This window comes from Micromonospora sp. RTBAU3-60 (assembly GCF_054963695.1).
Genome location: NZ_JBUEGB010000107.1, coordinates 1 through 14,345, shown reverse-complemented (window position 1 = coordinate 14,345; position 14,345 = coordinate 1). Strand labels below are relative to the sequence as shown.

13 protein-coding genes and 1 pseudogene are annotated in these 14,345 nt (G+C 69.6%); 5 read left to right on the top strand and 9 right to left on the bottom strand.

What is annotated here, in order from left to right:
• The coding region (locus ACY34I_RS38320) for a zinc ribbon domain-containing protein (protein WP_462760096.1) at nt 1–1,610 on the bottom strand (1,610 nt) is incomplete at its 3' end.
• Nucleotides 1,611–2,195: 585 nt separating this feature from the next.
• On the opposite strand from ACY34I_RS38320, the gene ACY34I_RS38315 reads away from it, so the two are divergent.
• Complete coding sequence (locus ACY34I_RS38315) at nt 2,196–2,639, top strand: DUF6069 family protein (protein ID WP_462760094.1); 444 nt, start codon at nt 2,196–2,198, stop codon at nt 2,637–2,639.
• A gap of 34 nt (nt 2,640–2,673) precedes the next feature.
• Here ACY34I_RS38315 and ACY34I_RS38310 read toward each other — a convergent pair whose 3' ends face one another.
• Complete coding sequence (locus ACY34I_RS38310) at nt 2,674–2,808, bottom strand: hypothetical protein (protein WP_462760092.1); 135 nt, start codon at nt 2,806–2,808, stop codon at nt 2,674–2,676.
• Nucleotides 2,809–3,508: 700 nt separating this feature from the next.
• On the opposite strand from ACY34I_RS38310, the gene ACY34I_RS38305 reads away from it, so the two are divergent.
• Together ACY34I_RS38305 and ACY34I_RS38300 are read left to right on the top strand one after the other, a co-directional pair.
• Complete coding sequence (locus tag ACY34I_RS38305; protein WP_462760090.1) at nt 3,509–4,045, top strand: phosphopantetheine-binding protein; 537 nt, start codon at nt 3,509–3,511, stop codon at nt 4,043–4,045.
• 476 nt (nt 4,046–4,521) lie between these two features.
• A complete protein-coding gene (locus tag ACY34I_RS38300) occupies nt 4,522–6,147 on the top strand; it encodes an alpha/beta hydrolase (RefSeq protein ID WP_462760088.1) in 1,626 nt (541 codons plus the stop codon).
• Nucleotides 6,148–6,190: 43 nt separating this feature from the next.
• Here the strand turns inward: ACY34I_RS38300 and ACY34I_RS38295 are convergent.
• The 4 genes and pseudogenes from ACY34I_RS38295 to ACY34I_RS38280 all read right to left on the bottom strand — a co-directional run.
• A pseudogene (locus tag ACY34I_RS38295) lies at nt 6,191–6,403 on the bottom strand (MFS transporter); the annotation flags it as partial.
• Nucleotides 6,404–6,408: 5 nt separating this feature from the next.
• Nucleotides 6,409–7,182 (bottom strand): SDR family oxidoreductase, encoded by a 774-nt coding sequence (locus tag ACY34I_RS38290; RefSeq protein WP_462760086.1) that lies wholly within the window; start codon nt 7,180–7,182, stop codon nt 6,409–6,411.
• Entirely contained in the window at nt 7,182–8,333 is a 1,152-nt protein-coding gene (locus ACY34I_RS38285) for an acetyl-CoA C-acetyltransferase (RefSeq protein WP_462760084.1), read from the bottom strand. The genes ACY34I_RS38290 and ACY34I_RS38285 overlap by 1 nt, the downstream gene beginning before the upstream one ends.
• 110 nt (nt 8,334–8,443) lie before the next feature.
• A complete protein-coding gene (locus ACY34I_RS38280; RefSeq protein WP_462760082.1) occupies nt 8,444–9,241 on the bottom strand; it encodes an enoyl-CoA hydratase/isomerase family protein in 798 nt (265 codons plus the stop codon).
• A gap of 192 nt (nt 9,242–9,433) precedes the next feature.
• Here ACY34I_RS38280 and ACY34I_RS38275 point away from each other — a divergent pair, with 192 nt between their 5' ends.
• On the top strand, nt 9,434–10,651 hold the full coding sequence (locus tag ACY34I_RS38275) for a low temperature requirement protein A (RefSeq protein WP_462760080.1): 1,218 nt from the start codon (nt 9,434–9,436) through the stop codon (nt 10,649–10,651).
• Nucleotides 10,652–10,788: 137 nt separating this feature from the next.
• On the opposite strand, the gene ACY34I_RS38270 is transcribed toward ACY34I_RS38275, so the two are convergent.
• From ACY34I_RS38270 to ACY34I_RS38260, 3 genes are all read right to left on the bottom strand, one after another.
• The gene (locus tag ACY34I_RS38270) at nt 10,789–11,925 is read right to left on the bottom strand and encodes an RNA-guided endonuclease InsQ/TnpB family protein (RefSeq protein WP_462760078.1); all 1,137 of its coding nucleotides are present in this window, start codon (nt 11,923–11,925) and stop codon (nt 10,789–10,791) included.
• 125 nt (nt 11,926–12,050) lie between these two features.
• Nucleotides 12,051–12,788: a DinB family protein gene (locus ACY34I_RS38265; RefSeq protein ID WP_462760076.1), complete on the bottom strand. Its 738-nt coding sequence runs from the start codon at nt 12,786–12,788 to the stop codon at nt 12,051–12,053.
• A gap of 254 nt (nt 12,789–13,042) precedes the next feature.
• Entirely contained in the window at nt 13,043–14,017 is a 975-nt protein-coding gene (locus tag ACY34I_RS38260) for a helix-turn-helix transcriptional regulator (protein ID WP_462760074.1), read from the bottom strand.
• Between the two features lie 63 nt (nt 14,018–14,080).
• Here ACY34I_RS38260 and ACY34I_RS38255 point away from each other — a divergent pair.
• Nucleotides 14,081–14,345 (top strand): epoxide hydrolase N-terminal domain-containing protein (locus ACY34I_RS38255; RefSeq protein WP_462760072.1); only part of this gene is annotated, 265 nt, incomplete at its 3' end.

Below are 14,345 nucleotides of genomic sequence, written 5' to 3'. Positions count from 1 at the left end.
CCGACCACGGCGCGGATGACCATGTGCCCGCTGGCCTTGTCGATGACGGTCTTTGCCTGATGGGTCAGGCCGCGGGCGGCGATGCGCCGCCATGCCCCGTGGTCGCGGTCGCCCTGCCACCGGCAGGACTGGTTAGGGCAGATCGCCCACTTCCAGCCTGGGGTGGTGGGCTTGTCGGGGGCCTTGCAGTGCCGTAGCGGGGTCAAGCATTGCGGGCAGTGCTTGGAGGTGTTGCGGGCAGGCGTGGTGACCACGGCGATACCGTGCTCGGCGGCGAGGTGCCGCATCCGGTCGCTGATCTGCCCGCGCACCTGCTGCGACAGGCGGGTGTTGAGGGTGGCGCCCATGCCCCTGGCTTCCAACGATCGCAGGTCTTCGACGTAGATCACGGTCGCCCCGGCGGCGATCGCCTGATCCACGGCCCAGCGGGCGGCGGCCCACGCGAGCGCGGCGTTCAGGTTCGTCCGGCGTTGGGACACGTGGCGGATCTCGGCGCCCAGCACCTCATGTTTCGCGCTCAGGTGCGCGTCGGAGCGGCCGCCGATCAGCCGCAGGTACTGGTCGGCCTTGGCGTGCAGCCGCTCACTGTGGCGACGCAGGCGGTGCTGTTTGGCGAGGATGCCGGCGGCTCGGAACTGACCACCGGCCCCCAACGCGGTGATCCGGCCGTCCTCGTGCAGTCGCAGGGGTCCCGCGCTGAGGAGGGTGTTGAGGCCCCAGTCCACCCCGAGCGCGACCGTGTGACCGGTGCGCCGGGCTTTCGGCACCGGATGGCTGTATGCCATGTCGGCGTGCACCTGCCGGCCGGTGACCCGCAGGGTGGGCAGGTGCACCACCGCGCCCGCGGGGACCGTCGGCGGCAGGCTGATCGGACAGGCCACCCACGTCCAATCCGCATAGGCTCGCGGATCCGGACGTGAGGGAAGCTGCAACCGCAGCAACACCCTCCTAGGGTCGGTGTCGCTGCGTTCGATGCTGGCCTGCTGCCTGTCACACGCGGCCAACAGCAGCATCCGCGCGACCCTTGGGACGCCTTCCAGTTCGAACACGTCCACCGGCAGGCGGCCAGTGGCCGCAAGGAACCTGGCAGCCTGCCGAGTGCGGGACTTGATGACACCAGACGGCAGATGCTCCCCGCCCGGCACCGCCTTGCGTACCTGCTCCCACTCCTGCGCGGTGCGCTGACGCGGATCGGCCGGCCACGTCGCCAGCACCCCGGCGGTCAGGTCAGCCCGCCACGACGCCGAGCGCAGAACCCGCCCCGCCTGCTCCTGCGCCATGCGCACGATCCGGTCATTGACCCTCACACCCACCGGCGCGGTAACCGTCCAGCCCAGACGCCGCAGCGCCATCCACGCGTTCGACGGAAGTTTCCGGCCACCCGCGTCGTGTCCGGAGGCCAACACGTCCACATCCGCGCTGTTCCAGCGCTCCGCCAACAGGCTGGAGACCATGCCCGTCACCAGATCGGCGCACCAGCCGATCCGTTGCGCAAGCACCGCCTGCGACAGGATCTCACCGGTCTCCTCGTCCACCCCTGATCGGAGCAAAGCGCGGGCGCAAGCGGTACGGGAGATCTCGCCCCCAGCCAGCGGCAGCTTTCCGGTCACCGGCTCATCGCCTCGACAACGATCCAGGAGAACCCGCGATCACGACCGGCCCGCCTCACCCGGAATCTCCCCCGAACCAGCCCAAAGACGAAGCGCCACGGTCCACGCGGTTAACCTATGATCACCGACGATTCCTAATCAAGTTGGTCAGCCTGCCGTGTCACTGGCGTGCTCGCCGCGAACGCCCGACGGTTCGGCACGATCCACATCGAGATGGCCTGCGACTCGTGCCCGCCCGCGGATCTCGAACACCTCGTCGAGGTCGCTGAACGCGGCTGCCTGGTGGCGGTGACCCTCAAGCAGGGCATGGCCGTGACCGCGTCGGTCGCCACCCCGGCCTGCTCACGCGGGTCAACCGGCGGACGCCACCGAGGCCGGAACGTCAACGGCCCAGCGCCAGGTCTGGCGCCCTCCGCCAGCGGGTGAACAGCGCGACCGCCACCAAAGTGCGCACAATGGAAGATGCGCTGGTGGTCGCCCGCCGATATCTTCCGGTGCATGAACTTGCCGACCGAGCCGAGCGGTAGCTTTCCGTGGCCGCCGGAACTGTCGCGCGTCTAGCCGCACTCCGAAGGATTTTCATCGATGATGGATGACACGCACAGCCGGACCGCACCGTCCCCCAGCGCGCCGGCCTCGGTCGCCGAGCGACAGCCGGTCTGGAAGCACGGCGTCGCCGCGGCCGTCGTCGCCGCGATCGCCACAACCGTCCTCGCGGCGCTCGCATCGGCCGCCGGTGTCTCGTTCGGCGACAGCACAGGCGCGAGCATCCCGATCCCCCTGTTCGCGGTGTTCACGCTGGTCTTCTCGCTCATCGGTGTCGGTATCGCCGCCGTCATGGCGCGCAAGGCACGCCGGCCGCGGTCCACATTCATGCGGACGGCGGTGGCGCTGATCGTGCTGTCCTTCGTCCCAAGCCTCACTTTTGGGTTCGACGCCGGCTCTGCGGCAACCTTGGTCGCTCTGCACATCGTCGCTGCGGCGATCGTGGTGCCGGTCCTGGTAAGGCGGCTCCCGCAGACGCGCTGATCCCGTGCCTCTGCGCTTCGCCAGCTCGGCGTCTTCAGTCGCACCCCGGCGGGGCCCAACGCCGGTGCCCCGGTAGATCGAAGGTGAGCCACGCGGCCGCGCCGGGCGCCGGCTCGGCCTTCTCGGGCCCGGTCGTGCCGATCAGTACGTCGCCGACGTCGACGGTCATCCGGGGACGCCACGCCGAGGTGTTCGATGATCGACACGTTGCCCGGTGAGCCGGGCGCGACCGGCCCGCTCGACCTGGGCAGCGACGGCGCGATCCGCCGCCGCTCTCGTGGCGGACGGGTCGGTCGGCGGTGCCGATCTGGCAGATCTGCCCGGCGTCCGTGACACGATCCGGTCGGCGAGCGAGAGGGTCTCGGCCTGGGCGTGGCTGACAATCGGTCACCGAGCAGACCTCACCGGAGGTCGGCTGCTCCAGGCCGGCGATGGTCCGTCGCGGGCTGGTGCTGCCGGACCCGGACGGGCCGAGGAGCGCGAACGTCGCGTGGAGCGCGAGGTCGGGTGCGCCGCCCTCGCGTGTGGAAGGTGCGGACGACCACCGCGGCCGGCTGCTGGCTCGGAAAGCTCAATAACGGTCCCGGCCTCCAGGATCATCGGGACGGTTCACCAGTGTCGCTGGCTGGCGAAGGGTATTGGTCAGCGGGCAACGCAGAATGTCCACAGCGCAGCAGAAGAGCCAATCAAGGTCGGCATGAACACGGCCCGACCCAGTCGCGCGTCACCTCTCGAAGTCCATCGAAACGAGCCGCCCGTGCTGCCACAAGCAGTCTCGGCATCCGCGCAATCTGGGAGATAGCTCCCAAGCCTTGACGTGCGAAGGTAGCTCGGAAGCTTTGGAGCCTCGAAGGGAAGGTGAGCGGCTGATGGCTACTGCTGCGATCCAAAACGTGCGGGACGTTCTGGCCGTCTACCCCGGGCTCGCAGATGTCGCGGTCCTGGCACACGAGCACGAATCCGTCGGCCAGGTCCTGGTGGCCTACGTCGTGCCCGGCAGCTCCGGCCTCAACCTGGCTGAGCTGCACAAGTACGTCAGGAAGCAACTGCCGGGCAGCGCGGTGCCGGCCGCCATCATGGTTGTCGACGCCATCCCGGTCAACTCCGCGGGGATGGCCGAGCCGCACGCACTACCGGCACCTGACCTGCGTGGCGTGATGCCCTACCGGCCACCTGGCACCCCGCGCCAGGAAGCCCTGTGCACGATCTTCGCCGAAGTGCTCGCCCGGCCCCGGTGCGGCGTCGACGACAACTTCTTCACCCTGGGGGGCGAGTCGATCGACGCCATGCTGATAGCCAGCCGGGCCAGCGCGATATTTGGCCAGGATATATCGATGGATGACCTTTTCGACGCGCCGACTGTCGCGGAGCTCGACCGGCTTCTGGACCTGATGCCGCTCGGTTAGGTGTTTGTGGTGTCAAGGGGTCGGTCGTGACGATGCCGACGCGGTGCGGAGCATCTCGTGGATCACGCGGGCGCGGAGGCTCGCGGCGCCCGGGACCGGCCCCCGGACAATACGAAGTCCTGGTCCCGGTGCGTCCCCGGGACGGTTCCCCACCGAGATCCCTGCCGTCATACCGGTGCATCCCAGGGCTGGGGCCGTCTGTTCTGGCGCTTGTTCGTGAGGGTCCGCGGTCGGTGGTTGCTCGTCATCAATAACGCTGGCGATCCCAGTTATCTCGCGGCGAGTGACTCACCTCGCCCTGGGCGCGGGCTGGTTGCGGCCCGTGCCGACTGGACACGGGTGCGTGGCTCTCGGACTTGGAGAGCCCTTGTCCGGCGGCGGCCGGGAACTGCGCACAAAAAAACCTTCCGCGGGCATGAGGTGCCGACAAGCATCAAATTGCTGACGGCTCGCATTCAAACCCCAAGGAGGGCTGCGTGAAGAGCACCACGAACCGCCGCCGGATAAGGCAATCCGTCGCCGCGGCCGTAGTTGGCATCATCATGACCGGGGTCGGAGTCAGCGCTGGGGCATCAGCGAACTCAGCCGCCGCGACCGGCATCGCGTGGGCCGCATGCAGCGATCCGTATTTGGCCGCCGTCGGCGCGCAGTGCGGATTCCTCGCTGTCCCGCTCGACTACGCCCATCCGCGCGGCGCTAAGATCCAGCTCGCGGTGTCACGGGTCGTTCACACGACGCCGGATTCGCAGTACCAAGGCGTCATGCTGACCAACCCGGGCGGACCCGGCGGATCCGGGCTGAGCATGGCGACAACGGGTCAGCTGGTCCCGAACGGGGCAGGCGACGCGTACGACTGGATCGGTCTCGACCCGCGCGGCGTGGGCTCAAGCGTGCCGGCGATCTCCTGTCAGCCGGATTACTTTGGCGCACCTCGGCCGCCGTACGTGCCGAGTACGCCGACCCTTGAGCGCACCTGGCTCGCGCGCACGCGTGCGTACGCCCGCGCCTGCGCCGCCAACAACGGACCGCTACTGCGGCACATGACGACGCTGGACTCCGCGCGCGACCTGGAGAGCCTGCGGATCGCGCTGGGCGCATCGCAGATCAACTACTACGGGTACTCGTACGGCACATACCTCGGCCAGGTCTACGCCACTGTCTACCCGACGCGAGTACGGCGGATGGTGCTGGACAGCACCGTGGACCCCCGCAATGTGTGGTACCAGAACAACCTGGACCAGGCCGTCGCCTTCGAGCGCAACATCAAGATGTGGTTCGGCTGGCTCGCGCAGTACGACAGTGTGTATCACCTCGGCACAACAGCGGCTGCGGTCGAGAAGCTCTTCTATCAGAATCTCCACGATCTCGACCGACAGCCGGCCGGCGGTGTCGTCGGCGGTGACGAGTGGAGTGACATCTTCCTCCACGCCGGTTACAACCAGTTCTTCTGGCTCGACCTCGCGGGCGCGTTCGCCGGTTGGGTGCACGACAAGGACGCCGACACCCTGATCGGTTTGTACCAGGCCGTTGACGGGCCGGGCGACGATAACGCTTACGCCGTCTACACCGGGGTGGTGTGCACCGACGTGCAGTGGCCCAGGAGTTGGGCCAAGTGGCAGCGCGACCTCAGGGCCACCTTCCAGACGGCGCCGTTCCTCACCTGGCTCAACGGGTGGTACAACGCGCCCTGCCGGTCCTGGCCGGCGCCGGCGGGCAAGGCGGTGGACATCGACGGGCAGCGCGTGGCGAGCGTCCTGCTCGTCAACGAGACGCTCGACGCGGCAACGCCGTTCGAGGGGAGCCTCGAGGTGCGCAGGCGGTTCCCGCACTCCAGCCTGCTTGCCGTGCCTGGTGGCACCAGCCACGCCAGCGGGTTCTTCGTCGGCAACGAGTGCGTAAACGGCACGGTCGCCAACTACCTGGCCACCGGTGCGCTGCCCGCACGCAAGCGGGGCAGCGGCCCGGACGCGACCTGCGCACCGCTCCCGCAGCCGGTACCCGACACGGCGGCCACCGCAAAGGCGTCCGGAGTTGACGCTGCGAAGCTGGCGGCGCGCATCGCGTTGACCCCCGGGCTCCCGCTGACCCGCCGGCTACGCTGACACCCCTCTCGACCCGTCCGCGTTCACCCGGCCACCGCCGGTCCATGCTGTCCGTGAGCATGCCGGCGGGCAGCGAGAAGAGCAGGTACGGCGCGAAGCTGCAGAAGTAGAGCAGACCCAGGGCCAGCGGGTCGTTCCCGGTCCGGTGGGCCACCTCCCACTGGAACGCGACCGACGAGATCCAGTACCCGAGCTGCCCGAGGATGACCACCGCCCACAGCATGCGGAACGGTGGGTGCCGCAGCGCGCGGAACACTCGGCTTAACTGGCGGTGGGCCGTGCGGCGAGGAACCGGGCCGGTATCTCGCCGCCGCCGTCGACCAGCAGCTCCGTGCCGTTCACGTAGTCGGCGAGCGGTGAGCTGAGGAGCAGGCAGGCGGCGGCGACATCGGCCGGGGCCGCCATCCGCCCCAGCGGAATCGTCGCCGCGACCGCCTGCACCCCTTCCTCGTCGCCGTAGTGCAGGTGCGCCAGCTCGGTCCGCACCAGGCCAACGGTGACCTGATTGACCCGCACCCGGGGGCCGAACTCCAGCGCCAGGGCTCGGGTCAGGGTGCTCAGCCCGGCCTTGGCCGCCGAGTACGCCGCGGTGCCCGGCGCCGGGTCGCGCCCCGCGACGCTGCCGATGTTGAGGATCAGCCCGCCCTCGGGTTGCCGCTGCATGACCGCGTTGGCGGGCTGCGCGAGGAAGAAGGGAGCCAGCAGATTCAGCGAGACGACCGAGCTGATGAACCGAGGGGAGGCGGTTGCCGCGTCGGCCATGGGCGAGCCGCCGGCGTTGTTGACCAGGATGTCGAGCCGGCCGAACCGCGCGACCGCGGCGTCGACCACCGCCGCGGCCTGCTCGGGCTGCCGGATGTCGGCCTGGACGAACTCCGCGCCGCGCCCGCCGCCGGCCGGCAGTTCGTCCACGACCGTACGGCCGCAGACCAGCACCTGCGCACCGGCCTCGAGATACCGGCGGGCGATCTCCGCGCCGATGCCGCGGGTGCCGCCGGTGACGATCACGGCCTTGCCGGTCAGGTCCGGATCCATCAGAGCCTCTCGATGATCGTGACGTTCGCCTGGCCGCCGCCCTCGCACATCGTCTGCAGGCCGTACCGGCCACCGGTGCGCTCGAGCTCGTGCAGCAGGGTGGTCATCAGCCGTGCGCCGGTCGCGCCCAGCGGGTGCCCCAGCGCGATCGCTCCGCCGTTGACGTTGACCCGTTCCGGGTCCGCGCCGGTTTCCTTGATCCAGGCGAGCACCACCGAGGCGAACGCCTCGTTGACCTCGAACAGGTCGATGTCCGCGATCGACAGGCCGGTGCGGGCCAGCGCGTGGGCCGTGGCCGGGATGGGAGCGGTCAGCATCCAGACCGGGTCGGCACCGCGTACCGACATGTGGTGGATCCGGGCGCGCGGGCTGACCCCGTGCTCCCGGACCGCCCGCTCGGACATCACCAGCAAGGCGGCGGCACCGTCGCAGATCTGGCTCGCGACCGCGGCGGTGATGCTCCCGCCTGGTTCGAGCGGCTGCAGGTTGGCCATCTTGTCCAGCGAGGTGTCCGCCCGGGGGCAGGTATCGACCGTGGCCTCGTCGAGCGGAAGGAGTTCGCGGTCGAACCGGCCCTCGGCGATTGCGGCCAGCGCGCGCCGGTGGCTGCGGAGCGCGAACGCCTCCATCTCCGATCTGCTCGCGCCCCACTTCTGCGCGATCATCTCTGCCGAGCGGAACTGCGAGACCGGCTGGTCGCCGTAGCGGCGGCGCCATCCGGACGAGCCGGAGAACGGATCCGGGAAGCCGAACTGCGCGCCCGTGGTCATCGCCGCCGAGATGGGGATCGCGCTCATGTTCTGCACGCCCCCGGCAACGACGATGTCGGCGGTGCCGCTGAGCACCGCCTGGGCGGCGAAGTGCACCGCCTGTTGGGACGAGCCACACTGCCGGTCGACCGTAACCCCGGGGACGTGGTCCGGCAGGCCGGCGGCGAGCCACGCGGTGCGGGCGATGTCCCCGGCCTGCGGGCCGAGGGTGTCCACGCAGCCGAACACGACGTCGTCCACGGCGGCGGGATCCACCCCGCTGCGCGACATCAGTCCGGAGATCACGTGGGCGCCCAGATCCGCGGGATGCATCCCGGCCAGGGCGCCACGGCGCCGGGTCACCGGCGTGCGGACCGCCTCGACGATGTAGGCCTCCGTCATGCTGCCTGTCCTCCGATCCGCGGCCGTACGGCGGGTGCGTCTCGCCCAACTCCCCGCCGGAGCTTACCAAGCGCTTGATTGGTTACTGCTGGGCTGTGTCGTGACGTACCTCACCGCTCACCCGGCGCCGCGTCCGGGGCCGGCCCGCCCGGTGCCGGCGCGGCCCATCGTGGTGCGCGCTTCTCGACGAAGGCCGCCATCCCCTCGGCCGCATCGGGTCCGGCGAGCAGGGCCACGGTGGCAGCGCGGTTGCGGGCACGCAGCGGGGCCGGATCCATCGAGAGGGACCGGTACATCAGATCCTTGGTGGTGCGGACGGCCGCCGGCGAGTGCCCGGCGACCCGCTCGGCCAAGGCGAGCGCCGCCGGCAGCAGCTCGGCCGCGGGCACCACGCGGTTGACCAGGCCCAGTTCGTACGCGCGTGCCGCGCCGAGCGGCTCGCCGGCCAACCCGATCTCCAGCGCCACCGCCAGCGGGACGCGCTGCGGGAGTTCGGTCCCGCCTTCGGTGGCGGCGATGCCGAGTGAGACCTCCGGCAGCGCGAAATACGCGTGCTCGGCGGCCACCCGGAGGTCGCAGGCGAGTGCCAGCTCGAAGCCGCCGCCGATCGCCGCTCCGTTGACCGCGGCGATCACCGGCAGCGGGTAGCCGTCGCGGAGCAGGTGCAGCGGGCTGGTCGCCGGGTCGGGCATCCCGGCCCCAGCCACCGCCTTCAGATCGAGCCCGGCGCTGAACGCCCGCTCGCCGGTGGCGGTGAGCACCACCGCCCGTATTTCCGGGTCGGTGGCCGCCGCGGTCAGGCCGGCGGTCAACGCCGACAGGGTGGCGTGGTCGAGGCAGTTCCGCACCCGCGGCCGGTCGATGGTGAACACCACGACCTGGCCGTGCCGCTCATGCCGAACGGTCATGTGGCCCCTCCCCATCCCCGTCGGCAGAGAATACCAAGCGCTTGCTTGATAGGGGAGTGGCCGGGACCTCGACGCGGCACATCAGCGCAAGCGCGCGAACACGCGAGTGAGGTACGCGTCCGTGGTTTCCCTCCGAGTGTAGGACGTTCAACCCTCCGTGAGCGCGGGTTGGGCCGGGCGATTATGAGCGGTATGGGCGGTCGGGAGGGCGGCGGACAGGGTCCGGACCTGTTGCAACGCCGTGAGGACGTGCGGCAGGCCAACTTCCTGGAACTGTTCGTCGACCTGGTGTTGGTGTTCGCCCTGGCCGGGGTGGTCAACCGGGTCGCGCGGGACATCGTCAACGAAGACGTCGTCGCCCGTTGGCGGGCGATGGCCTACATGCTCGTGCTGTCGCTGCCGCTGATCTGGTTGTGGATCACGACCGCGCACATCACCAGCTGGTTCGACCCGCGCCGCCGCAAGATCCAGTACATCGTGCTGGCCAGCGCCTTCGGGCTGCTGATCATGTCGTCGGCCCTGCCGTCCGCGTTCATCGGCCGCGGGTTGGCGTTCGTACTGCCGTACGTCATCCTGCAGTTGGGCCGGCCCCTCATCCTGATGCCCGCGCTGCGCGGACACCCTCTGCAACAGCTCTACCGCCGGTCGCTGCCCTGGAACGTGGTCTCGGCGGGGATCTTCTTCGCCGGCGCCGCCGTCAGCGGCGGCGCCCGGGCCGCCCTGTGGGGAGCCGCCGTGACCGTGGACATCGTCGCCGCGCAGCTACGCTGGCCGGCACCTGGGAAGCCCGAACCGCCGGTCAGTGCGTGGGCCACGGACAGCAAACACCACCTGCCCGAGCGCTACCAACAGTTCCTGATGATCGCCCTCGGGGAAACCGTGCTCGCTGTCGGCACCACGTTCACCAGCCAGCCGATCACCCTGGCCACCTCCGCGCTGCTGGTGGTGGCGTTCCTGTCGACAGTGCTGCTCTGGCGCATCTACTTCTACCGCTCCGGACAGGTCCTCGCCGAAGCCCTCGCCACCGCGCGGGACAGGGACGCCGCCGGCCGCGCCACCGGCACCGCCCACGTCCTCATGGTGCTCGGCATCGTTGCCACCGCCGTCGGCTTCGAGGCCGTGCTGAAACACCCGGCAAGCCTGCCTGGACCCGCGTGGCTCATCACGAGCCTCGGCGGCCCGGCACTGTTCCTCTACGGCCGCATCCGTCTGGAACGCATCGTGTTCAACCGGCTCTCGCTCCGCCGCGTCGTCGCCATCGCCGCCCTGGCAGCCGCCGCCATCCCCCTGGACTTCGCCCCGCCGCTCGTTGCTCCGGTCGTCGCCGGGCTCGTACTGCTCGCCGTCGCCCTCGCCGACGCCCACCGCGCCGCCGGCCGTCCCCCGGAGGCCCCCTCCCCGGCGCACTAGTTGTAGTGACCTTGACATCCTCCCGGCCCTGAAGGGACCGGGATTCCCACGGTCGCCCGTGGGGTTTCCTGTTTCATCGCCGGCTGCCTTTCCGGGAGGATTTTCCCTTGAGGTCTTACGTCAGCTCCGCAGGCGTTTTACCTCTCCGCCAGCCCGGCGGCGAGGATGTTCTTAGCAGCGTTGATGTCCCGGTCGTGCACGACCCCGCAACCAGGGCACGTCCAGGAGTGCTCGTTGAGGGCGAGCGCGGTGTTGATCCGCCCGCACCCCGAGCAGGTTTTGGACGACGGCAACCACCGGTCCACGGGAATAACCTCACGCCCATACCAGTCGGCTTTGTACTCCAACATGCTGCGGAACTGACCCCAGCCCGCATCGGAGATGACACGGGCCAGACGCCGGTTGCGGAGCATGTTCCGCACGCTGAGGTCTTCGATCGCGACCGTTTGGGTCTCACGGACGAGTCGAGTAGTCAGCTTGTGCAGGTGATCCCGATGCCGATCGGCGATCCGGGCATGGATCCGGGCCACCTTCAGGCGGGCCTTCGCCCGGTTGTGGGAGCCGTCCTGTTTGCGGGCCAGGTTCCGCTGGGCCTTGGCCAGCTTCCGCCGGTCAGCCTGCCCGTACCGCGGATTGGCCACCTTGCCCTGCTCATCGCTCACCCCGCTGATCGGGCGCGACAGGGTGAGCAGACTGGTGATACCCACATCCACACCAACCACGGCCGCAACGGGCGGCAGCGGCTTCACGGTCGGGTCCTCGACCAGGATGGATACGAACCAGCGGCCGGCAGCGTCCCGCGAGACGATGACCGTGGAGGGTTCCGCCCCTTCGGGCAGGGGCCGCGACCACACGATGTCCAGCGGGATGCTCATCTTGGCCAGGGTGAGCTGACCGTCACGCCAGCGGAAAGCGGAGCGGGTGTATTCCGCCGACGCCCTAGATTTGCGATTGGACTTGAACCTCGGGTACCGGGCCCGCTTGTCCCAGAACGCCACGAACCCGGCCTGCAAATGCCGCAACGTCTGCTGCAACGGCACCGACGACACCTCGTTCAAGAACGCCAGGTCATCGGTGCGTTTCCACTCCGTCAGCCACCCCGACGACTGCACGTACGCGGTGCGCCGGCGGTCAACCGCCCACGCCCGGGTACGGGCCTCCAACGCCCGGTTGTACACCAGACGCACACACCCGAACGTCCGGTTCAACTGTGCGGCCTGCTCAGGAGACGGATAGAAGCGGTACTTGTACGCCCGCTTCACCACCCCACCCACGCCCCACACCCTACCAACCGTCCACGTAAGACGATCACCGAAGGGAGGAAGCGGCGTTTCCTCCCGGCCGTAAACGACCGGGTTTCCACGCCGCAAATCCGATGACTCAACAGCGCGACGTCTGGTCATCCAAACGCGTCGAGATCGCGGACGGCGAAGCTGTGGTGTGCCCACTCCTCGTTGAAGATGACCCGCAGGCACGCCGATGCGGCGCGAGGGCCGGGCGACGGCCAGCCGGGCGGGGCGTTCGGCTCGCGTACCCGGTCCAGGTCCTCCTGGGTGACGGTGGCGAGGAACTCCCGTACCTCGGTCATGCGGCCGGCCCGGACCGCCACCACCTCGGCGAAGCTCGGATCGGCACCCATGTCGATGCCGAGGTCCGCACCGTTCGTGATGAACGTCGCCGGCAACCCGAGCGGGTGGTACGGCCGTTCCCGACCCAGTACCGCCTGACCGAACCACAGGTCGGTCGCCATCACCAGATGCCGCAGTGTCTGGACGAACGACCACTCCCCGTCGACCGACCGGTGCAGATCCTCCTCCGGCAGCAACTCCGCCCGCGCCATTGTCGGCGCCCAGAGCGCCTCCACGGTTTCCCACGCGGTACGCATACCGTCCGGTGTGGACGGGCGCAACTTCGTGCGCTCCGGGTACGTCCGGTCCAACTCGGCCTCGATCAGCGGTGCCACCTCGACGCCGTTGACCCGCAGCCCGTCGATGACCCCGTCGATGTCGGCGCCGTTGAGCAGGGCACCCCTGATCCGGGTACCGCTCAGATCCACCTCGCGGAACACGCTGCCCGCGAAGTTCGTCGAGATGAATTCGGCGCCGCTCAGGTCGTCGGGTCCCGTGTAGGTGGCCATCGCCGGATCGTAGTACCCGGGACCGACAGCGACCGGCGTACCGCGTCAACGGAAATGACCTGTACGAGCACAATCCGCCCCCACAGGAACGGGAGAAACCGGACGTTCCCGCGAATGCAACATGCAGGCGCTGGCACTCGACGGTCAGACCCGAAAATCCAGTGGTGCCTGGGCAGGCGGCAGCACCCGGCGCAGCGCAGCGGAGCCGGGTTCGTGTGGACGGGTTAGGCGGCTTCGGGTTCGGCGATGATGGCCTAGGTCTCCTGCGGCCGTGGCTCGGTGGCGCGGTGGTAACGGCCGGCGAGTGCACGCACGAGTTCGACGAGCTCCGCGGGTTCGGTCACGGTGAAGTCGACGCCGAGCAGGCCGAGGTGAACGGCGAGCGCCTCGATGCTGTCCGCGCCGGTGTCCAGCCGGCAGCGGGTGTCGTCGATCGGCGTGATGGTGCCGATGGCGGCGTTGATCCGCTCGGCGAGCTGTTCGGCCGGTGCGTGCACGACGACTTGGGCCTGGTACCGCCAGGCGGCCGACGACACGCCCCGGCGTACTTGGTCGACGGCTTCCTCGGGGAGATCTCGGGGGGTGAATCGGGGACCTGTTGGGGTGCGTGGGTGGAGCCGGTCCACCCGGAACGTCCGCCAGTCGGTCCGCTCGACGTCGAACCCGACGAGGTACCACCGGCGTCCCCAGTTGACCAGCCGGTACGGTTCCACCTCGCGCCGGCTCTCGGAGCCGTCGTGGCTTCGGTAGTCGAATCGCAGGCGCTCGTGGTCCCGGCAGGCGGCGGCGAGGGCGCTCAGCGTGTCGGCGTCCACCCGCGGGCCCAGGTCGTCTCGGGGCACTGCGACGGCGTACCGCTGGAGGGCGTTGACACGGCGCCGGAGTCGGGCCGGCAGCACCTGCTCCAGTTTGGCCAGTGCGCGCAGCGAGGTCTCCTCGACTCCGGTGATCGTGCCCCCGGCGGCGGTGCGGAGCCCGATCGCCACCGCGACCGCCTCCTCGTCGTCGAGCAGCAGGGGCGGCAGTGCGGCCCCGGCGCCGAGTCGGTAGCCGCCTACCGCGCCTCGGCTGCCGTGCACCGGGTAGCCGAGGTTTCGCAGGCGTTCCACGTCGTTGCGAATGGTGCGGGTGCTGACCGACAGCCGCTCGGCCAGTTCGGTGCCGGTCCACTCGCGGGGCGTCTGGAGTAGCGAGAGCAGGCGCAGCAGCCGCGCCGAGGTTTCCAACATTCTTCGGAGTCTGCCAGGGCATTAGGAACGGAACTTGCCTAATTCGTTCCTACGCTGATGACCATGACGAACGACAGCACGATCGCCCCGTTCCGCATCGACATCCCCCAGGCCGACCTCGACGATCTCCAGCAGCGGCTGGCCCGGACCCGGTGGGCGGAGGAACTGCCCGGGGGCGAGTCGGCGCCGGCCGGCGCGGTGCCGCCCGGTTGGGAGTACGGCGTCCCTGTGGGTTACGTCAAGCAGTTGGTCGAGTGGTGGCGCACCGGCTATGACTGGCGGGCCTGGGAGGCGAAGCTGAACGCGTACCCGCAGTTCACGACGGAGG